18 protein-coding genes and 4 pseudogenes are annotated in these 19,808 nt (G+C 60.4%); 4 read left to right on the top strand and 18 right to left on the bottom strand.

The genetic code is table 11. The features are described 5' to 3' along the window. The 11 genes from C7G42_RS29645 to C7G42_RS35115 all read right to left on the bottom strand — a co-directional run. Nucleotides 1-273: hypothetical protein (locus C7G42_RS29645; RefSeq protein WP_106952453.1), on the bottom strand; the 273-nt coding region annotated here is incomplete at its 3' end. Between the two features lie 753 nt (nt 274-1,026). Continuing rightward, complete coding sequence (locus tag C7G42_RS29640) at nt 1,027-1,524, bottom strand: methyltransferase (RefSeq protein WP_245428061.1); 498 nt, start codon at nt 1,522-1,524, stop codon at nt 1,027-1,029. 422 nt (nt 1,525-1,946) lie between these two features. Further along, nucleotides 1,947-2,675, bottom strand: coding sequence for a DDE-type integrase/transposase/recombinase (locus C7G42_RS35530; protein WP_106952434.1), 729 nt, complete (start codon nt 2,673-2,675; stop codon nt 1,947-1,949). A 51-nt stretch (nt 2,676-2,726) separates the two neighbouring features. Continuing rightward, nucleotides 2,727-2,969 (bottom strand): hypothetical protein, encoded by a 243-nt coding sequence (locus C7G42_RS29630; protein ID WP_245428059.1) that lies wholly within the window; start codon nt 2,967-2,969, stop codon nt 2,727-2,729. Nucleotides 2,970-3,805: 836 nt separating this feature from the next. After that, complete coding sequence (locus C7G42_RS29620; protein ID WP_245428057.1) at nt 3,806-4,633, bottom strand: 3'-5' exonuclease; 828 nt, start codon at nt 4,631-4,633, stop codon at nt 3,806-3,808. Between the two features lie 13 nt (nt 4,634-4,646). Then, complete coding sequence (locus C7G42_RS35525) at nt 4,647-6,326, bottom strand: AAA family ATPase (RefSeq protein WP_199581208.1); 1,680 nt, start codon at nt 6,324-6,326, stop codon at nt 4,647-4,649. After that, entirely contained in the window at nt 6,323-6,913 is a 591-nt protein-coding gene (locus C7G42_RS29610) for a hypothetical protein (protein ID WP_147250305.1), read from the bottom strand. Before C7G42_RS29610 ends, C7G42_RS35525 begins: the two co-directional genes overlap by 4 nt. Nucleotides 6,914-6,923: 10 nt before the next feature. After that, entirely contained in the window at nt 6,924-7,961 is a 1,038-nt protein-coding gene (locus C7G42_RS29605) for a DUF4357 domain-containing protein (protein WP_147250304.1), read from the bottom strand. Between the two features lie 124 nt (nt 7,962-8,085). Further along, nucleotides 8,086-8,346: a hypothetical protein gene (locus C7G42_RS29600; protein ID WP_106952429.1), complete on the bottom strand. Its 261-nt coding sequence runs from the start codon at nt 8,344-8,346 to the stop codon at nt 8,086-8,088. Between the two features lie 518 nt (nt 8,347-8,864). Then, nucleotides 8,865-9,377 carry an Lrp/AsnC family transcriptional regulator gene (locus tag C7G42_RS29595; protein ID WP_106952428.1) on the bottom strand — a complete coding sequence of 171 codons (513 nt, stop codon included), beginning with the start codon at nt 9,375-9,377 and terminating at the stop codon, nt 8,865-8,867. A gap of 45 nt (nt 9,378-9,422) precedes the next feature. Next, nucleotides 9,423-9,575 carry a hypothetical protein gene (locus C7G42_RS35115; RefSeq protein WP_158537645.1) on the bottom strand — a complete coding sequence of 51 codons (153 nt, stop codon included), beginning with the start codon at nt 9,573-9,575 and terminating at the stop codon, nt 9,423-9,425. 53 nt (nt 9,576-9,628) lie between these two features. Between C7G42_RS35115 and C7G42_RS29590 the strand changes: the two genes are divergently transcribed. Beyond that, entirely contained in the window at nt 9,629-10,780 is a 1,152-nt protein-coding gene (locus tag C7G42_RS29590) for an IS110 family RNA-guided transposase (protein ID WP_349627539.1), read from the top strand. 829 nt (nt 10,781-11,609) lie between these two features. Here C7G42_RS29590 and C7G42_RS29585 read toward each other — a convergent pair. Beyond that, on the bottom strand, nt 11,610-11,822 hold the full coding sequence (locus tag C7G42_RS29585) for a hypothetical protein (RefSeq protein ID WP_106952427.1): 213 nt from the start codon (nt 11,820-11,822) through the stop codon (nt 11,610-11,612). A gap of 131 nt (nt 11,823-11,953) precedes the next feature. On the opposite strand from C7G42_RS29585, the pseudogene C7G42_RS36370 reads away from it, so the two are divergent. Next, nucleotides 11,954-12,268: pseudogene (locus C7G42_RS36370) on the top strand (Nmad3 family putative nucleotide modification protein); the annotation flags it as partial. Here the strand turns inward: C7G42_RS36370 and C7G42_RS36365 are convergent. Both C7G42_RS36365 and C7G42_RS35975 read right to left on the bottom strand, forming a co-directional pair. Further along, nucleotides 12,229-12,557: pseudogene (locus C7G42_RS36365) on the bottom strand (hypothetical protein). The pseudogenes C7G42_RS36370 and C7G42_RS36365 sit on opposite strands and share 40 nt — an antisense overlap. 14 nt (nt 12,558-12,571) lie before the next feature. Further along, nucleotides 12,572-12,770 (bottom strand): annotated as a pseudogene (locus C7G42_RS35975) (hypothetical protein). Between the two features lie 493 nt (nt 12,771-13,263). Between C7G42_RS35975 and C7G42_RS29570 the strand changes: the two are divergent. Continuing rightward, nucleotides 13,264-14,337: an HWE histidine kinase domain-containing protein gene (locus C7G42_RS29570; RefSeq protein WP_245428055.1), complete on the top strand. Its 1,074-nt coding sequence runs from the start codon at nt 13,264-13,266 to the stop codon at nt 14,335-14,337. A gap of 733 nt (nt 14,338-15,070) precedes the next feature. Continuing rightward, nucleotides 15,071-15,294 (top strand): annotated as a pseudogene (locus C7G42_RS29565) (IS3 family transposase); the annotation flags it as partial. A gap of 86 nt (nt 15,295-15,380) precedes the next feature. Here the strand turns inward: C7G42_RS29565 and C7G42_RS35970 are convergent. The 4 genes from C7G42_RS35970 to C7G42_RS29545 all read right to left on the bottom strand — a co-directional run bounded on the left by C7G42_RS35970 (nt 15,381) and on the right by C7G42_RS29545 (nt 19,724). Then, nucleotides 15,381-15,740 carry a hypothetical protein gene (locus tag C7G42_RS35970; RefSeq protein WP_245428053.1) on the bottom strand — a complete coding sequence of 120 codons (360 nt, stop codon included), beginning with the start codon at nt 15,738-15,740 and terminating at the stop codon, nt 15,381-15,383. Continuing rightward, complete coding sequence (locus tag C7G42_RS36270; protein WP_349627540.1) at nt 15,737-16,108, bottom strand: recombinase family protein; 372 nt, start codon at nt 16,106-16,108, stop codon at nt 15,737-15,739. The genes C7G42_RS35970 and C7G42_RS36270 overlap by 4 nt, the downstream gene beginning before the upstream one ends. Before the next feature lie 373 nt (nt 16,109-16,481). Further along, nucleotides 16,482-16,616, bottom strand: a complete 135-nt coding sequence (locus C7G42_RS36185) for a hypothetical protein (protein ID WP_283809869.1) — start codon at nt 16,614-16,616, stop codon at nt 16,482-16,484. A gap of 546 nt (nt 16,617-17,162) precedes the next feature. Continuing rightward, nucleotides 17,163-19,724 carry a hypothetical protein gene (locus C7G42_RS29545; protein ID WP_147250303.1) on the bottom strand — a complete coding sequence of 854 codons (2,562 nt, stop codon included), beginning with the start codon at nt 19,722-19,724 and terminating at the stop codon, nt 17,163-17,165. Nucleotides 19,725-19,808: the final 84 nt, after the last annotated feature.

Raw genomic sequence — 19,808 nt, 5'->3', positions numbered from 1 at the left:
CGAGTGGAGAAAATCACTCGCATGGTCGTACCGCGCGCCGCCGCTCGCGATTTCACGGGCCCGCGGCTCCACTACACTGCCTACCGTTTCTGGACCGAGTAGGTCCGCTTTTTCGGACCATTGCTGCAGCAGGCGATCAGGAATATATTCCGCAGACCCGAACAACCTCAAAAGGCATTCCTCGGCTCCGGCTTTGTGATCGTGATGAGCTTTCGCCGCGTAGAAGGCGAATAGTCCACGGAAAGCATCACGGGAAACGGCTGGTTTTGCCATTGCTATGTCCCCGCAGAATTGAATTCCCAACGAAGAGGCCACCTAAAGGGCGGCCTCAGGAGTTCATTAGGCTGATCTAAATAACACGTACTAAAACCCCCTGCCGCAGCGTTGCCGTTGCTTCAGAACCCGGGTGTAAATAGATGCGAGATGAACGCCAGCCCCGGTCCTCAGGAGCATGCCAAGTTGACTCGCTTCTGCCAACATGAATCTGACTAGCGTCGGGAAAAATCGGCAATCCCAATCTATGTCAGTTCATTTGACATACGCACCAAGCCGTTCGGCAAGCCAAGTATCATAATGATCCATCAGGCACGTGCTCGACGAGTTCGGCAATTAGGTCATAGCAAAGGAAAGGGCTCTGCGATGGTGGACGAACAACCCGAGGCACCTTTGGTGCGAAGGTCGGCGCCTCGCCTGTTTGCAGCCGCAGCTGGACTAGTGCTTGTACTCATAACCCCGATCAACTCGCGGCGCGGAGGCGGTGTGTTCAGTCCTTGAGACCGACAAGGCGAGAGACAGTTGTCCCTTTGAGAGCCGCTAGTTTGGTGGCCCCTCGCACGGCATTGCCACTTCCGCTCGTGGCCCGAACGCGAAGTCTAGGCAGCGTCCCGGGTGTCGGCTCATAGGGGTAGACCGGAAGCAGCCGGCCGGCACTCCGAGGGGCGGTTATGACCCTAAGCGGAAATCCACAGCAGCCCGGCTGTCGTATCCGCTGACCCCCAGCGGCATCATGACAAGGGGAAGTCTCGTCTAGTTCTCGCTCCTTCTGAATTGAATGAGACTGAATATGCCCATGTCCTTCGTCCCGAATAAGGTAAAGCCGGCCGATGCGGCGAGTTTGCAATACTCGGCTTCCGTGCGCTCGCGGCCGCCAGGTCCCCGCAGCATATTGAGGTCGCTTATGGCGCAAGATCGGTCCTCCATTGCGGCTGTGGTGCGCTCCGGCATGATCCGTTCGATCAGAATCAAGGTTCGGCTGGCGGGCAATGCGTCTCTACAATTGCGAAGAATGATCTCGCAACGATCGTCTTGCCAATTGTGGAGGATGCTCTTCATGAGGATCGTGTCGGCGCCTCTGGGAATTGCTTCGAAGAAATTGCCGGCAACAAATCGGCCGCGACCGACGATACCGAGCCGTTCGAAATGAGCAAGCGCCCCTGCTTCGCAGCGCGCTAGGAGCATGATGTTTGTCAATCGGCCCTTTAATTGCGGATTGATGTCAACTCCCTTTTTGAAGCCATTCGGCAAGACGGTAGCGCTCGACCCGTTGGAGCGGGTCGGGGTTGCGGAAACGGGGCGAGCGCGGCTAGTAGATCGATAGCCAGCTCGGTAGTATTGGTCGATTATCTCAACGATCCGCTGCCCGTCGCTGGGGTCATGGTCCTTTCCGAGGTCGCAAGCGCCTCATGATGATGTCCGGATCGGGTGCCTCATCGTTTGCAACGGCGTGCGAACGAGCCGCCACCAGCCGATTGACCGAGGTCACCACGACCACCGTGCTGGCGGCTTGCAGGCCGCGCACTTGTCCGGCACGACGATCGACGCGATTGCCGAGTTCGTCCTAGGTCGCGCGAATCTCGGCCAACAGCCCGACCGGATCGAGCGAGCGATACTGATCGCGCAGCCGCTTCTTTACGGCTGCGGTCACCTTGGGATGCGCCAATGCACGCTCATAGGGTGTTGATGGGACATGACAGCGCTTGATCACTTTTAGCCCCTTCGCGGCGCTTCTCCTTCAGCTTGAATGACGGCTGGAAGAAGTTGACGTAGAGCCTTGCCGCCGCATAGAGGCGACCCATCACGCGCGCCGTCTCGACGCCATCGAAGCGGCCATAACCCATGAGGCGGCGGACGACGGCACCATTCTTCTGCTCGACGAACGCCTGGTCGTTCTTCTTGTAGGCGCGCGAGCGTGTGACTTCGAGCTTCTGTTCGCGACACCATGGCACTACGACATCGTTCATGAAGGCGCTGTCGAAGTCGACGCCGCGCAACAGCCAGCGGAACAGGCTCTGTGCGCGGTTGATCGCCTCGACGACCAGCGAACCTTCCCGCGTCACCAACGGCAGACACTCCGTCCAGCCCGTGGCGACATCGACCATCGTCAAAGTCTGGATGAACGAGCCAGCCACCGACGTTCCGCCATGGGCGACCATGTCGACCTCGCAGAAGCCAGGCGGCGGGCTGTTCCAATCATTGAACGTGCGGATCGGGAACTCGCGCCGGATTGCCGAATAAAATCCGGCACGGCGTCGCCTGCCACCGCTCGCCGCGACCTTCACGTCCACGAGCAGGAGGTCGATGGTTGCGGAGCTGATCGAGAGAACACAGTCACGATCCGCCTGGCCAAGTCGCAATCGGCCATATTGCTCGAGGGCCGGCAGCAAGGTCGGGGTCATCACCTTGAGCCGTCCGGCTCTGGCCGGTTCCGAGGGGAGTTCTGCGGACTGCTAGGCGCTAGTATCCTGGGCGGCATCACACTTCGGACAACGGCCATCCGCGGCAGCGCCAAGCTGGCGTCCGATCTCGTCCTTGAGAGTTTGCCCATCCCAACTCGAGCCGTTGCTTTTAGGAATTCGTTTTGCCCGCTCCAAGGCGTGGCTCTTGGCCGCGTCGTCGCCGACGCGAATGACGACTTCATCGTGGAACGGGCAGACCGCGGTGGCGCGGGTGGTCTCGAGCGCATGGCTCACCAACCGTCTCAGGTCGTCAGGATGGAGATCTGCTCGCATGATGGTGCTCTGGCTGAACCTGTTGCAATCACAACTTAACCGGGGTCGAGCAGCCCAATCCGCAGCGCCAAGGGCTCGTTCCTGAGAACTTGCAGGCGGAGCCGCTCTCAAAGCCGGCTCGTTGGCGCGCTCGCCGACAGCGGCTGAGAGAGACGGGACCCGGAGTGCCTAGGAGTCCGGGCTCCGTCTCGCCACGCATCGGCGCCTAGACGCCCGATGTCGTCAATCCTAGCCGCCCTTCCGCGCGTCGCTTTGATCCATCGCAATTTCCGCAAAGGCCCTTAGGTAGTGGTCCGCAATTCCGTCGACGGGCGGAAAGGCGCATGCTCGAAGGATGCAGCGCCAGATATTGTTCAAGTGCCCGAGCACGGGAATGAACGTCCAACTTCGCCTGGACGAAGAAGCGCTCGAATCCCGAAAACCCGACGACACCTACGTCCCGGTTGCTTGCCCGGCCTGCACGTCGCTCCACCTGGTGAATAGCACGACAGGCAGGACGCTTGCGTCATCCGGGTCGCATCGATGTTGAGCTGGAGGGTCCGCGACCTGCGGGCCAGAAGGTCACGCTGGAAATCCGGCGGAATGTCGAGAGCGAAGGTGTGTCATGGGGGCCAATGACGTGAGACAGATTAATCTTGCTAGACCCGGATTGAAAACCGGTCGAGCGACGTGATTGCCCGGCACACGATGCCCATGTCGTCCTTCTGAAAAACTTGCTTCCGAAGGAAGTCGAGTTCGACGCCGGTGTCGTCGACGTCCACATACCAGGACTTGGGACGGCCGTCGGTACCGTCACTTCATCGATAGCCACGCTGCTTGAGAGTGTCTTTCAGCGCGAACGGTGCGCCGTCAGCCCAGATGCGGTGCTGCGGGCGCCGGGCGCGATCGAGCAGGGCAGTCATCCCGGATTGCTTGGTGCCGGGAAGATCAAGTGCCAAAATCTCAAGGACTGCGTGACAGTCATCCAGTGCACGATGCGCATCGTGAAACAGGTCACATTCCGCAAGCAGGTAGGCGAGGCGGGCGCCGCTGAGGCCATGAGCCTTCCAGTCGATCCCGGTCGCCGAACAGGCCCAGTGACAGTTTGCAAAGAGCGGCCAGTGCCGTTCGGCGACTTTGCGGTCGAAGGCGGCATTGTGAGCAATCACGATGTGCGCGTCCGCCACGAATTGCTGGAGCGCTGCGCCATCGATTTGGTGGCCTTCGACCATCTCGTCCGTGATGCCGGTCAGGGCGGTGATGGTGGGCCCGATCGGTGCTGACGGCTGTTGGAATGCCTGGAAGGTGTCAATGATAGAGGTGATCCGGTCGTCGGCGTAGCCGAACTTGATGGCGGCAATCTCGATGACCTCATTGCGCGTGGTGTCGAGGCCCGTCGTTTCGAGGTCGATGATCAATCCGATTCGGTCGGTCGCGGGCCGAGGCGCAGGAGTCCGTGGAACTAGGCGGCGCAGGATCTTGTAGTTACCGGTGGCCTCGAGTGTGTGCGCCATCGTCTCCGTCGTATCGGCATCCGTGGGCAGAGCAACCTCCTGCGAGTCGGGCACTGCGAGTATGGCCTTGACTAGAGGATTCGTCGGTTGCTTCCAGGGCAGGCCGAACGGGGTGTTTGATCGCTTGTACATGGCGCAGCCTCGATCAGTTCCGGATCGCATTGGCGTCGCGATCGTGCAGGATGACCTCGACGAGCCGGCGCAGACTGCGGACCGAACCACCGCGCCAAGCGGATGCGACGGCAGCGTGCTCGTCGCCGTCGAGGGGGGCGATCCAACTGGCGTCGAGACCGCGGTCGCGGGCGAGGTCAGCGAGGACGGCCGGCAACAAGGCGTCGAGATGGTCGCGCGATGGGAGAGCCAACTCGACGACGCGGAAGCGGTCGAGCAAAGGGCGGGGCAGAGCCGCCACACTATTGGCGGTGGCCAAGTAACTGATTTGGGAAAGGTCGACATTTTTTTGGAAGAATGGATCAGGGTGCCGGAAACTTGTCTCGGTCTCCAGCATCCCGAGCAAGCAATCCCAGAGCCGACCGATGCCGTCGATACGATTGCCTCCGCCCATGTTGCCGGCCTTTTCCAGCTCATCCAGCAACACCATCGGATTGGCGTGGCCGGCGCGAGCGATGGCGAGGAGGGGATGGCAAGGTTCTGCAGAACTCCAGCGGCGGTCGGTTCCCCCGAAGGCCGCGTCAGATCGTGAACAGTCCGTGCGCCAGCACGATATGGACAGACATTCAGCTATACGGCGTGCGATCAGGGACTTACCACCGCCGGGCCGGCCCCAGATAATAGTTGGGCGTACCAGGACGGTCGATCGGCCGATGAGATTGGAGAGCACGCTGTCGATGACGTTCCGAGCATATGGAAATTCGAACAGGAGAGTCTTGCGGACCTCTTCGAGAGGCGGCGGCACGACTAGGGGCAGAGCCTTGTTGATGACGTTTTCGAACTGAGGGAGCAATTCCTTGAGCCTGGTGCTCTTCATCTCCGTCTTGTTCAGCTGCACGATCAAGCGGTGATGCTGTCCAGACGCCGGCGAGGGAGGGGCAGGCGCTTGTGGTGCTGACTGATCGTCGACGTCTGCATCTTCATCTTCGTCCCTTTGGTTGGCAGCTCGCGCTTCCAGCCTGGCCCGCATGGCTTCCTCGGCGGCTGCAACCCGGTGGGGTGCAGTGTGATCGCCAAGGGTGCTTGCATGGTTTGCAGCAACCAGACCAGATCGCTGGTAGCGACCTAGACGATGCCGCAGAGCAGGGATCATGGCCCAGCCGATGCAGAAGCTCTCAATTTCGGCGGCAAGCTTCACATCGATGTCGTCCGGCAACCTGCCGAGGGCGTTCATCAACGTCTGCGTGACGCGCCGATAGTCATCAGAGCTGGCCAGATCCTTTTGCATCGGAAGGTTGAGTAAGCGAACGCAGTCGGCGAGGTGTCTGAGTTCGGGAGTGTCGTCGACGACGGCACACCGGTCGAGCTCCTTGGCCAAGGCCAGCGCAGTGGCTGGATCGTCAGTGATCGCGAACACTGCTGTCAGGGGCAAGCCAGGATGCAGCGCCTCGACGTCGGCGACGAGACGATCATGCACGTCCCTGTTCCCATGGTTGATGAGGAGCGCAACCCGCAAGATGCGGGGCAGGTCCTTAAGCCTCTCGTCGAGGTCGGTAGCGTCGGCCGCGGCCCCGGTCAGGATGATGCCGTCGTCGACGATCGGCAGATCGATGACGTCGTCCACGACACCATCGATGGAAGCGCTCTCGTTCGGCTCCGTCTTGGAGGGCGCCGCGGCGTCGGTAGTCTTGATCGATTTGGGCTTCTTGCTCATGCGTCGCCCTTGTTCAGGTACTGTTCGAACGCAGACAGCAAGATGACCCCTGCTTCACCGAACTTGTCCGGCTCGTCGGAGTGCCGCTCGCCGAAGGCGAGCCAGGCGGCTGCGAGGTCGCTCGTATGCTGGTGCCCGACGTCGATGAGGCCGATGATTTGCGCCAACACCAACGCCGGCGCGGCGTTGCCCTCCAACGCGATGCACATGAGCGCCGTCATCGTGATGTCAACGGGCGTCGTGATCTCCTCGACCGGCATCAACCCCAAGGCGGCGTCGATCGCCGCGGTGGCGTCGCCGCGCATTGCGGCCACGAGATCGTCGCCACCACGGAGCACGGCGATCCCCCTGATGGTGCTGACCAACAGCAGGCGCTCGGTGTCGCCGAACGCTTGCGGCGGCAACCGTCGCCACCACGCCAGCGGCGGGTAGTTGTCGGCCACGAAGGGCCAGCGGACCGACCTCCTTGACCTAGCCGGATTGCTGGCTGGGGGAAGCTCGCCATGGCAGGTGTTCACGATGTTGCTGTTCTTGGGGGCCGTTTCGAGCCGGAGCTGGCACTCCGGCTGCTCTGTGATGTCTGCCATCTGACTGCTCCTACGCCACGCTCAGCATCGGCTGCGAGAGGCGGGGCGCGACCCACCGGTAGGCATCGCGCGAGCCGGTGACGACCTTGGCCGCCGACGACGCAGAGTCGAACTGCACGGCCACGCAGAGGCGTTCCCGGTCCGCAAGACCCGGAATGGCCATCAGCGCTCCGGCGGCCCGCAGCTTGCTGCGGTCCTCGTCGATCCAATCCCAGGCGGTCGGATTGATGTCGGTACGGACCTCCGAGCCGGCCAGGACCACAAAGCCCCGCTGGCTTTCATATCCACGCGCCCACAGGCCGGTGTAGGAGAGTTCGAGCTGCCCGCTGATGGGAGCGACGCCGATGACGTCGATCTCCATGGTACCGGCCGGGCCCGCCGTGTCGACGGTTGCGGAGCCAGAGCGACGCTGGCTCGCGAAGTTGGACTTGAACGCACGGCAACCGGCATCGAAGAGCAGCGACTGGCTCTGCTGAAGGAACACGTCGAGCGAGGCGCTCTCATGCTCATCAGCCTCCGGAAGCTGCGGGTTGGTGCCCTTAATCACGTCGACCAGATTTGCCTGCAAGGCGAGATGGGTCAGGTGATACTGGAAGTAGACGGCGGCGGTCGAATTGAACCGTCCGTTCCCCTCGCTGCCGACGCCCGTGACGACATAGGCCTCACGCGCGAAGTTCTTGTCGCTGTCGCGGATATGGGCAGCCAGCCTGCTATGGACGTCACTGGTCTCGCCAATGTAGACGGAGCCGTGATCGGCAAGGATGTAGCAGGCAGGCACCGGAGGCATCCGCACATCCCGCGCCGTCTTCCAGGGGAAGCAGGACACGGTGATGGACGAGGTCTTGTCGTGAACCTCGCGGTAGCCCTCGGTGCCGCCCGCCGGGCGGTAGATCGTAATGGTCCGAGCCAGCGGCGTCGGGTTGTCGGAAAGCACGGTCATGGGTGGTCTCTCTCCTGTTGGTGAGAGATCGCGACGACGACGTTGCAGGGACTTGATCTCGGATGCGTTGGCTTCGCCCGCGCTGCGGGCGGTGAGCATCGCCGCCATGGCTTGGGTCGGCGCGAGGGCTGAGCACGCAGCATGCGTGCTCGCTTTCGCGCGAAACCGTTACCTCAGACCGTCCGCTGGGCCGCGCAAGGACGCGCCGCCTACGTCGGCTTCGAGATCCGGTCTAGTCGATGGAAGAGGGGGCAGTGGAGTGGCCGGCCTTTCGACGGAGGGAGTGATGCTCCGGAATCCGGCGCCGGAGATCGACGTTCTCGCCGAAGTAGGAGATGCCCGCCAGCACGAAGGTCGTGGGCATGGACAAGGTGTCCTTGGGGTACGGAGCCGGAAAGTAGGCGATCTTGAAGGCGCCCACCTTGTTGTTGTGAGACGGCGAGGGGGAGTGGGGCGGGGACGCCGAATCGGCGCTATACTGGCTCTTAGCCATAGCTGACTCCTCAGAAGTCGGTTGTGGTCAGGCCGTCGTTTGGTGCTTCCAACACCGGCGGCGGCCGCCTTCGTACGTCTTTCGAAGGCCTCCCTCGCGACCAATTGCGAAGGTTGCCGTAGATATGGGGTGGCGCCGTTCAGGATGCAACTTTCGCGAACGCTCCTGCCATAGTTATGGTTAAGACGACCTTATTCCTGTGAGCTGTCGGGGGGGGGGCCTTCACGAGGTAAACGTCGTTGCATGATGCAACGAAGGCGACCAGCAGCGAGGCCGGAGGCGTCCACAGAGGTGGTTCTATCGTAGTTTATGAGGGCTTGGGCCGATCTCGTGCGCAAGCTGAATGGGCTATTGCAGCCGGCCTTGCCAAGCCGTTCAAGGACGACCTGCATGCGCTGCTCTGGTCTCTGGTGATCGAAGGTCCGACCAGGACCGTCCGGAGTGTTTAGAAGCCAGAGCGGTGCAATTATTTTCATTTTTGTCGGCGAATATCGTGCGGCACACACACGCGCGCGACCTTAGTAAGTTGTCGGAACCGCCGGAATCGGCAGTGCCGTGATCGACTTGGTCTTCTCCATCGCAAAGCGCGAGGTGACGTTCTTGAGCGGCACGGCGTGGATCAGCTTCTTGTAGAACACGTCGTAGCTCTGCATGTCCGGAATCACGACGCGCAGCATGTAGTCGATGTCGCCGGCCATCCGGTAGAATTCCATCACCTCGGGCATGGCGCGGACGGCGCCGGCGAAGCGCTTCAGCCAGGCATCCGAATGGTCGGAGCTCTCGACGGAGACGAACACCGAAAGGCCAAGCCCGATCTTGTTCTGGTCGACCAGAGCTACCCGTCTCAGGATCACGCCGTCGGCTTCCAGCCTCTGGATGCGCTTCCAGCAGGGTGTCGAAGACAGGCCTACTCGGTCGCCGATTTCTGCAACTGAGAGCGAAGCGTCCTCCTGGAGGACCGCCAGGATTTTGCGGTCGATGGCGTCGAGACGGCGGCCAGTCTCGGCGAGCTGCAACGCAGCGTCGGTCATGTCGAAAACCTCGATGTGATGGAAATTTGGACGCGTTGTCTGGCGTCAGCCGTGAGGCCCGAACAGGAAGATCTCGTAGAGATCATCCTGGGCGTTGTCCGGGCCGCCTGGCCGCGCCCGCAGCGAGCGCTGGAACCATCCGCGTGCCTGGTCGATCAAACGAGCGAAGCCTGAATGCAGCGAGACGACGTAGCTCATGTTCACTCCGGACAACGGTGTAGCGAGAACCCGGGAAAGCTATCACGGCAGGGATGGTGTTGAACATTGCTACACACTCGTCGGGATCAGTTTGGTTGAATCGTGCTGGCGTCGCCACAAGCGCGCGCGGAAAATTCCATATCGGTAGACGGCAATGGATGAATTTGTCGCGCGTCGTAGGTCAAAAAGGGCGGAATGCATTGCTGCTAGTCAGTCGCCAGCAGCGGGAGAACATCGGCCTGCCGGAGCTGCGGCAAGGAACCGAGGTTCGACGGCCTGCGACAGGAGTCCGACGCGGGATAGAGCATGGGCATGCCCATGCCTCCGGACACGAGAGAGGCAAAACGTGGTCGGCTTGTCTGTTCAAATGGGCCCTCGTCATGACGCCCAAGGCGACCAAGAAGATCATTAGCAAGGGCAAGGGACAGAAGAACGACTTCAATGATGCCGAAGCCGTGCAGCGCCCGACGATGAAGTTCGTGGCGACCAAAACCGCGGAGCAACTGGATCTGCAGGCGCTGCACCGGGTGCGCGAGCGGCTGGTGTCGCAACGCACCGGCATCATCAACCAGATTCGCGCCTTCATGCTGGAACGCGGGATCGCCGTGCGCCAGGGTATCGGCTTCTTGCGCACGGAACTGCCCACCATCCTTGCGACGCGCACCGAGGCCCTGTCGCCACGCATGTTGCGTGTCATCGAGGAGTTGGCAGGCGACTGGCGCCGGCTGGATCAGCGAATCGATGGCCTCTCCGGCGAGATCGAAGCACTGGCCCGTCAAGATCAGGCATGCTCGCGCCTGATGACGGTGCCTGGCATCGGGCCGGTCATTTCGAGCGCCATGGTGGCCGCGATCGGCACTGGAGACGTATTCTCCAAAGGCCGCGACTTCGGCGCCTGGCTCGGACTGGTGCCCAAGCAGATCTCGACGGGAGACCGCACGATCCTCGGCAAAATCTCGAGGCGCGGCAATCGCTACCTCCGCGTTCTGTTCGTGCAGGCGGCATGGGTTGTGCTGGTCAGGATGAAGAACTGGGAACGCTACGGGCTCAAATCCTGGATCGAAGCCGCCAAAAGGCGGTTGCACCACAACGTGCTCGCGATCGCGCTCGCCAACAAGCTTGCCCGCATCGCCTGGGCGGTGCTGGCCAAAGGACGCGCCTTCGAGCTGACGAGGACCGACGATGCAGGCGTCCGACCCGCTTGAGCCTCGCGCCGTGCTCGGCGCGGTCAAGGCGCAGCCTGGCAACGCCGGAGCCAGCGGCAAGCCAAGCGCGACGGCTGGCCTTGACCGCCCCTGCGCGCGACGCGATCGACGTTCTGCGGGCCGGGACGAAGGAACGGCCCTTGGCTCGAACAAAGGAACTGAGCGATGTGAGGCGCAAGCGATGACGTAGCCCCTATCAACAAATTCTAGCCGAGGTCTGCGAGAGGATGAGACGAGATGGAGTTTCGGTCTTCCCGGCGCATGCGAACACTGGTGACCCAAATGGTCCAATCGAGGCCTGTCCGCTAACGAGAACGCACGCGCGCTGATATCCATGATGGCCCGGAGCAAATGCTCCAATCAACGGCCGGATACATTGATGCAAGACCGCTCACCGCCAGCTCGACGAAACCACTTGCAACGCACGGCCGGACCATACATTCGGGTCAATCGCGTCATTTACCGCCTGTGCACCAGTGTCCGGTTGTCTCCCGACAGCGGCGGAATAGCAGACAATTTTTAACCGCAACTTGGGTCAGAAGCCGTCATTCCGGAACGCCAGCTATTCGCCAAGCTTCGCATAATCGTTCGACGTCCTCCGCCCGTCGATGGGCGATGGGCGATAATGCTCGGGGTTCGTTCTGGCGGGATTCCGATCCGCTGAAATGTCTTAAGCGAAGCAACCTCGTGAATCAACAGGTCAACATTTTGGGCATGTCGGATGAGGTTCTGAGACCGACGGGTGTCTCCGGAGAGGACAACCGAGCGACCGAAATAATCGACGCGATAGCCAAACGCCGGCTTGTAATCTACCTCGAAGGCGGTGATCTTACCCATTGTTTTCATAAACAAGTCCCTCGCTGATGTCCTTGGCGAGAATGACCACACCGTCTTGCGCCGTTCGGTCGTCGTATAGTCGAATACGGATGTCATATCGAAACGCGTTGATCTGAGTCAGCCGCTGAAGAGCACCGCGGCCGGCGTCGAAAATGAACTTCTGCCCACTCGCTTCGACGAGGATGCTCGGGCGGAACCGGTTCATAACAGGTGGAGGGCATCCTGTGCCTAAGAGCGTAACTTTGATCTCTTGCGCTTGGGCGAACACAGGGACAATAGCGACCACACAGTCAGCCGACGTGTCGCATATCAGTCGCTTTATGCCACCGCGACCCGATGTTTCAGGACAGGCGGTGCGCATTTGGTCAATCGCTGCCGCCCAGTCGCACTTGGAGAATCACAATTTTTGGCGTAGGCGACATATTCCTGTTCTTCGGCCTGTTTTCGGACGAGAATGGCCGCGACCGGCATCATCTAATTTTTGGCTATCTGAAGGTTGCGGAAAAGCACGCTTTGGGGCCCAAGCCCCGGCCTCCTCTACCTTGCCTTGAAGGCCTTCAACACGTTCATCCACACACCGTGGGAGAGTGGAGCGGCAATGACACTCTCTACTACGGGCATGGAAACCTACCCGCAGCGGAGCAACAGGCTCCGGTGAAGGTCACGAGCGTCTCCGGTGAAGGCACCTGGATCGCCCCGAAGGCCGCCGATCGGGCTTCCATCAGTCTGGCGGTGATCTTCCATCCTCCGCTTATGCGCTCGACAAGTCCTTGTGAAAAGATGTCGAGGTCCGGCACCTTGGCGGCGAGGCGCTGGGTCCGGTCCGCCCAGTCGGGGCCACTCGTCGCTAGGATAGCCATGTCACGCTTGAGGTCTTCCATCACGGCAAACCCGTCGGGTATCGCGCCAAGATCTTCAAAACAGTGACCTGGAGTTTCACACCAGCACCTGCGATCAGCGCCACATCGTCGGCGCGTGCGAGAGGGCGTCCCGGCCAATCTGCCTAAGGCCCTCGGGCGAGACTTCGCCACTAGTCGCAGCTTCCAAAATTTTCGATGCGACGTGGGTACGGGCCCCCATCTCGCGGTGCAAGACGCCTACAGACTTCATCGAAAATCGCGCGCAAAAGCGCGGTGGTTGCGGTGTCGAACATGAGTTGCCCCTTAAGAGAAAGTCCTATTCTAACCTGGTTTTTCGCCGCCTTGGGAATTCAGACATGTTGAATGTTGGAGCGTGTGCAATGCGAATCTTGATCAACAGTCGCTGCCGACCGAAAGGGGCAGCCAACGGGTAAATCGCCAGTGATCCGCCGCGACCGCCGAAGCCTGTTCTGCGCCCCGGGAGGAGAGACGACACCTGCGCATTAGAGTCATCTCGAGCACATTAGAGACGGAGTCCTAGAGCACCCGCGCGAGCGAATCCGCACCAATTCGGTGACCGACGCCGTTGCCGAGACTGGCGCTTTTCAGGACCCCGGGGAGCGGATAGGCTAGGAATAGTATGGTTGGTGCCGACCAGCCGTTGTTCATTGCCCTTGATCAGGTCCGCAAGTGACAATCCCAGACAGTGTAGCCGCGGTCTACATTACCGAGGAGCTTGCGAGGCGGCCCGCAGGTCGAACTGATCCGTCGCGTGAGAAGTTTGCAGTGCGCGACCTGGCTCGGCAGATGGCGGGAGGGTCGGGCCAGGTGCTTCCGGTATTGGTCGATTCCGCACTAGAGCTTTGTGACGCCGTAGCTGGCGGTATCAGCATCTTCGAGAAGCCCGGTGAAGTCTTTCGATGGCATCACCTTCGCGGTACCTTGGAGAAATTCACCGGGGCGACGACGCCGCGGAATTACAGTCCGTGCGGTATCACTCTCGACCATGCGAAGCCCGTATTGGTTCAGAAGCCGGAACGAGTCTACAGCTGGCTGGTCGATGCGCGCGTTTCCCTCCCGGAGTGTCTGCTGGTCCCTCTCTTCGCAGGAGCCGCTGAGCCCTTGGGCACGCTCTGGGTGGTTTCTGAGAGCGTGGAGCACTTCCATGCCGGGCATGTTAGCACGATGCAGGAGCTGGCCGAGTTCGCTGGAATAGCGTGGGAGGTCCGGCAGAAGGAGGAGCGGCTCAGAACCGCTCTGGAGGAGCAGGAGATCCTCACCCGCGAGATGGGGCACAGGGTAAAGAACCTCTTCGCCATCGCCGACAGTATGATCCGGCTGAGCGCAAGAAGATCGGCGACCAAGGAACAGATGGCGGAAACGCTCTCCGGGCGCCTACATGCCCTGGCTGATGCGAACGCGCTGATCCGGCGGACGTTCAGCCCGACCGGACGGTCATCGAACGCATCCGACCTGCGGGAGATCATAACAGCCGTCATGAGGCCCTACGCCCATGCGGAGGCCACCCTCAATGGACCCGCGGTTTCGGTTGGCGAGCACGCGACGAACGCTATCGCGCTCGTCTTCCATGAAATGGCGACGAATGCCGCCAAATACGGAGCGCTCAGCACCGAGGGAGGCTCGGTAACGATAGATTGGTCAATCGAAGACGAACGTCTCAAGCTCCTTTGGAGGGAGACCGGCGGCCCGGCAATCACCTCAGAACCCGCACCCTCTGGCTTAGGAACTTCGCTCGTGACCAATACGATTACGCGCCAGGGAGGCACGATTGCTACCACTTGGCATATTGAGGGCGTGCAAGTGCAGATCGCTCTGCCCTTGAACAGCTTGTCACATTGAAGGAATTATCGGGCGACTACTTCGCCTCAGCATTAGATGGCAAACTCACCTTAGCGCGGCTGGCGGCGATCCTGCCGGTATCGCTAGACTCCCGGACTTGCGGCATTAGGTAGCAAACTCACCAAGCCTTGAAAGCTGGGAATGATTCGCCCATTTTGACGGCTTATCGGTCCCTCGACTGGGGTAGCACCGCCTTCGTAAGCAGAGGTAGGGGTTCGTTCCCCGCGGAATACTAACGCCGCAGTGTCTGTTGACGAGCTGCGGAGTTTTGCTTTGGTGTGATGAGCTGAGACTCTCGGGCCGAATTTCCCCCGCCGTTTGCAAGTAATCGATGTCGTTGGCGGCTTCGGCGTAGTTTAGTTGATGTCGTAGCTGGGGTCATGGTCCTTTCCGAGGTCGCGAGACGCGCTTCATGATGATGTCCGGATCGGGCGCCTCAACGTTTGCCGCGGAGTGCGGACGAACCGCACCAGCCGATTGACCGAGGTCGCCACGACCATCGTCCCAGCGGGACATCGCCAGCCCGGCAGGCCGGACCAGGAACTTAAAAAATTGGGTTAGGCCTCCTTCGTGTGGCTCCAATCGAACGATGTGCCGTCGACCCAGAGGCATGAGGAAGGCAAAGGTAGCCAATCCGCTCTGCAAGCTTGATGCCCCCAGGCCTTGAGGCAAGACCATTTCTTTGTTTGGTACAGCAGAACGGTTGCGGCCTCGAATAGGTAAGTTCGTTAGGTGTAAAGCCATCGGCTGCTGCCGCATGACCAGAGATATCGTACGACCCGGGCTGACGATGCCAGCCTTCGCCAGCGCATGAGGGCGATTGCCCAGGAGCGCCGCCGCTTCGGCTACCGGCGGCTGCTTGTTCTGCTCAAGCGGGAGGAGTATCTGATCAACCACAAAAAGCTCTTCCGGCTCTATCGGGAAGAGAAGCTGACGGTGCGCCGCCGTGGTGGCCGCAACTGACACAGGCGCGCATCTTTCACACTGGCTCTCATCGCCAAGCCTTCGGCGCTCAATGAGACTTGGAAAGGTCTCCGAGTTTCTCATGCTACCGAGATGCAGGGGTAAGACGGTCCTGCTTGCAGCTGAATCTCGAGAAATCTTCCCGCGATGTCCTTGCGGATCTGCGCCGAAGGTTGTCTCGGCAGCGTCAGATCCCCCGCGCTGTGGACGACGAGCCTAGCGACAATACGCTTCACAAGGACTGTGATGTTTACTCTTCTGGCGCAACGTCGCTCTGGATCTGAAGCTAGGCCCTTGATCTCCTCGATAAGGTCGAGCAGCGCAGCTCTCAGTTCGTCGCTTGCTTGGGCGAGTAATGCCGGGTGAGCCAAGAATGCCAGAACCGTGATTTCGAAATCTCTATAGGTCCAGGCGGTGCGGCTGCAGGAGCTGTGATTCAAGACCTACTCGCACACGAAAACCTGCACATTCGAAATGCGATGGAAGATGACTTTGCTGCCGCAATAGGCACACGAGCATAGGTCACCGAAGATATTGGCGAGATCATTTCCTTTGCGCCCGCGGTGCGACAGTGTTGGCGTGCCACCTGCGCAGCATCAAAAGTGGCCTTGTCTATGGCTGCAGGGTAATAGTTGGAAATGGGAGGGCCGCTCGGGATGCCCCTCTTATGGCCTGCAGCGAAAGACTTCGGCTGGTACTCACCGTACGTGGCTCGGTTCCTCAGCATAGAGTCAATGGCGGTAACGACAGTGCGTTTTTTGCTCCATGTCTCTGAGGAGCGCGTGGAGAAAGCCGCTTGCCTGGTCATAGCGTGCGCTGCCGTTCGGTATTCGCGGACGCACGGCTCCAGTATGCGGCGGCCGGTTTCATCTCCTTCCGACCACTGCTCCAGCGAGCTATCAGGAAGATCTCCAGCCGATCCAAACAGCTTCGCTAAACAATTGTCGGCAGCGTGCTCGTCGTCGTGATGAGCTTTCGCCGCATAAAAATGCAAACAGCCCGCGAAAGGCATTGCGGGAACGGCAGGGGTTGCCATCACAATGTCCCCAACAATATCGGGTAGTATAATTCTGGAAGATCTGGATCCTCAGCACAATAAAAGCTAGTGGAATATTTAATGCTAGTTCGGAAAAATCGCTCAATAGAGCTGACGTTGAGATCAAAGCGGCTCTCGTGGATATTCACTGGCGCTGCGGCTCGGGCAGGAAAGAGGATTTCTCGGGCGAAAGAGCCGGAAAATAGGTGAGGTAGATCGCATAGGAGGCAATGAAAGCAACGAACAGCAACGGTGACGCGATGACCGCGACGGCGCTCATCGAAAGCCATGATCTGACGGCTCAGACGGTTGGGAGATCTCAAGCGCTCACATGCGGTATCCGACGCCCCGGACGACCGAGAGCATGGATCCTGCTTCGTCGAGCTTGCGGCGCAGATTGCTGACGACTGTCCACGGCACATTCCAAAGCATCGCCCCCCGGCAGGCACGCATCGAGTACTCGCTTCAGCTGAAGACCCGGGAAGGCGCTCGCGCCATGTGCGCGAGGAGCTTGAATTCGGTGAGGGTGAGCTTCAGCGTCGAGGAATGGGCATGGCTGCCGGTCACACGGATCGCCTAGCTTTCCAGGTCGATCTCGACCGGGCAATGGACGGCAGAAATCGCCATGCTGCTTTCAGGGAGTGTCATGCTGAGGGCTCGCAGTGAGCGGGGAACGATTGACATATTGGGGAGTCAATGATCGCTTCCGGTGCTTAGAGTCCTGAGAAACGAATTTATAACCCCGTAGGTTGACGGCCCTAGCTCCTCACGCTGGGCCGTTGGCTGAACTCGAGTAATGCTAGATCAGCTTCGGGGTCGAGAAGAGCTATGGTTCGTTAGGCGCACCAATTGCGGCTCGAGGTCTATACCCGTTCGGCGGTAACAGGCCCCAGCCGCCTGCCCGGACCGTCATCAGATTGAGGTCTAATTGGAATTTGTAAAGCTCCCACGCGGACCAATACCTCGGTTCAAGCTCGGCCAACTCAAGTGGAAAGTCCGCCTCGTCGAAACCAGGAACCTCGTCTTGCTCGGCAAGGGCCAAGATCACTTTTCGCGTCAGCTCACTGCTACACAGTCCGAGTGAGCGCCGGACGTTTTGTTGGCAATTGGCATTTTGCGGCGAAACGTGCTCGTGGAGAAGCCGGTAAGCCAGGCGTGTCTGACGACTTTTCATGATCCGGTGACGAACCGCCTCGTTAAATCCGACGGGTGGCAGCAACGCTCGCTCAGGCTCAGCTGTCTTCAGCTCCGGGAAGGGATCAAAATCGTCGAGTATGTTGTTCAGCTCAACGTCGTTGCCCGGTCGCAAGATTCGATGTGACGGCGGAGCGGCAGGAAGCGAACGGCGAGCGGCATCGGCCAGATCAATGTGCGTCCGAGCGATGGAGGGATTGACGTAAATCTGAGCGTGTTCGATGCGGTTGGCGGCCAGCAGTAGCCCCGCCCACACACGACGGGGATCGGCCAACTCGATCACGAAATTCGAACCCCGGGGTGCATCCCAGGCAGCTCTGATCGAGATTGCCGCGGCCGGCCGGATCGCCGGATCGTTGCCAAAATCAAGCCGGGCGACCATACCCCGACGGACAACGTCGATCCAGTTTGCGCTGGAGTCGATCGCAACAATCTGCGCGAGCTGATGCGCATCCAACGTTTGCGGAAGACCCCTTGTTCCCGTGGTGACCACCCATTCGCCGAGCGACAGCCTCACTTCGCCGCGTGGACCGGCGAGCGTGTCCATCTCCTCCACAAGCCCCGCCCGAACACGGCCGGTCCGGATCGCATCGCCGACTTCTTCAATTCGCGAGGAATCGACTACGGCGAATGGAAGCTCAGAATCGACGTCGAAGTCGGGACCGGCGCCGAAATGCAAGACCTTGAGGTCGGCCATCGCCTCGACGGCAGAGCGCACCAATCCGGAGCGCAGCAGTCGTTCGATCGCCTGCGGTCCCTCATGATCCTGAGGAAGTTGCGGTGCTTGCAAATCGGCGATGTGAGCGGCGAGAAACGAGCGAACGATGCCACTCTCGCGGCTCTGGTCGTGGCCGAAGAGCAATTTCGAGCCGGTGCTATCCGCAGCAAGAATCAGGCGAGCTAGTCTTTGGTCGTCGACGAGCTCGGCGTGCGGAACAATGATGTTCCGTTCCACTTTCAGATTGACCCGCCTCCAGCGACCTCGTGCTCGCTTTTGGGGCTTGCCCAGGATCATGTCCAAGGTACCGACCACCGGATTGCGGGCCCTCATGATATCGGCGAGAGGTGCGCAATCCGAGAGGGTCCGGCCGAGGATGAGTGGCGGCTCGTGCTGCTGATCGCCAGCCGCTTGGATATTGGCAAGCTGCCGAACGACGGCATCGTGCTCGGAGGCACTAACGGCGGTCATCGTGCGCCCGCCGCGATCGATCAGGCCGCAGGCTCGGTCGATTATGCGCGCCACGCGCCGGGTCGTGACGTAACGAGGCATCCCAGCCTCGGTGCCATCGGACAGCGAAACGATGTTCTGATCAGCCAGCATGCGCTCGACCTGAATGCGCCGATCCTGCTCGCTGTCGATAAATCGAGCGCACAGTCGATGCAGCTCTGCCAGGCGCACCGCGGAGCGTCCCCTCGCAATTTTCTCGATCGAATGCGTGGGACTTGTCTTGATCATGCGGACATTAACGTGACGCCGCGCCAGACGCTGATCCCTGATCCATTGCGCGGTGATGTGATCGGGGATGTCGCCGTCGAAATGGTGTTCGGGAACCGGTGCGCACGGGTCGACGACAAGATCGATCGCCCGTTCTGCAAAAAAAGTCTCTTGGATCTCGCAGCTGATGTCCGGCCAACCTGTGCCTTCTACCGGGTCCGAGTCGGCACGATTGACGCGAAAGCGGACGAGGAAATCGGGGATCTTCAGACCCAAGGAGCCATCCGGCGCCATCGGGCGAAGAGCGATATCCGCGTGAGCATGGCGGTTGATGAGGGCGTTGTGGATCGCGATGTGGATCGGGACGCGATGCGATCCGCACGGATATAGGGCGATCCTCCGCGTGATCGTGAGAGCTTCATCCCCTGATACCTCGAATGCAGAAGGGAGCGCGATAACCGCCGACATGACGACCTGGGGCAGACGCTCGCGCTCCGAAAGCGGCGTCCGCACCTTTTGAATTTCCTTTACGTCGAGAGCATATGCGAGTGCGGCAGGATCGAGGTACATTGCGGGCGCATCGGGCGGCAGAAGCACCTCCACGTGGGCCAGGTCATCTCGCAACGCTGAGTAATCGAACGCTGCGATCTCGGGCCGAGGGTCCATCATGATCGTGCGGCCCGAATAGGCGAAATTCTGCGTCACGCCACCGGTGACGGTTAGGCTGATCGGCTTCGCCCGCACGTACGGAATTGCCAAGGTGCTGTCCTTTCTCCCAACTTACTATATTGAGCGTGTCGGCAATCCGGAAGCCTGCAGGCCAAACTAGATTCTAGCCTTGGC

Source organism: Bradyrhizobium sp. MOS003, from assembly GCF_003020125.1.
In the GTDB taxonomy this organism is placed as follows: Bacteria; Pseudomonadota; Alphaproteobacteria; order Rhizobiales; family Xanthobacteraceae; genus Bradyrhizobium.
The sequence above is the reverse complement of the archived record's forward strand: the minus strand, read 5'-3'. Positions and strand labels throughout refer to the sequence as shown.

Coding starts and splice junctions, on each gene's coding strand:
- C7G42_RS35530 (WP_106952434.1), bottom strand. CDS start 2,675: ATGACCCCGACCTTGCTGCCGGCCCTCGAGCAATATGGCCGATTGCGA.
- C7G42_RS29620 (WP_245428057.1), bottom strand. CDS start 4,633: ATGTACAAGCGATCAAACACCCCGTTCGGCCTGCCCTGGAAGCAACCG.
- C7G42_RS35525 (WP_199581208.1), bottom strand. CDS start 6,326: ATGAGCAAGAAGCCCAAATCGATCAAGACTACCGACGCCGCGGCGCCC.
- C7G42_RS29610 (WP_147250305.1), bottom strand. CDS start 6,913: ATGGCAGACATCACAGAGCAGCCGGAGTGCCAGCTCCGGCTCGAAACG.
- C7G42_RS29605 (WP_147250304.1), bottom strand. CDS start 7,961: ATGGCGGCGATGCTCACCGCCCGCAGCGCGGGCGAAGCCAACGCATCC.
- C7G42_RS29600 (WP_106952429.1), bottom strand. CDS start 8,346: ATGGCTAAGAGCCAGTATAGCGCCGATTCGGCGTCCCCGCCCCACTCC.
- C7G42_RS29595 (WP_106952428.1), bottom strand. CDS start 9,377: ATGACCGACGCTGCGTTGCAGCTCGCCGAGACTGGCCGCCGTCTCGAC.
- C7G42_RS35115 (WP_158537645.1), bottom strand. CDS start 9,575: ATGAGCTACGTCGTCTCGCTGCATTCAGGCTTCGCTCGTTTGATCGAC.
- C7G42_RS29590 (WP_349627539.1), top strand. CDS start 9,629: ATGGTGTTGAACATTGCTACACACTCGTCGGGATCAGTTTGGTTGAAT.
- C7G42_RS29585 (WP_106952427.1), bottom strand. CDS start 11,822: ATGAACCGGTTCCGCCCGAGCATCCTCGTCGAAGCGAGTGGGCAGAAG.
- C7G42_RS36270 (WP_349627540.1), bottom strand. CDS start 16,108: ATGACCAGGCAAGCGGCTTTCTCCACGCGCTCCTCAGAGACATGGAGC.
- C7G42_RS36185 (WP_283809869.1), bottom strand. CDS start 16,616: ATGAGCGCCGTCGCGGTCATCGCGTCACCGTTGCTGTTCGTTGCTTTC.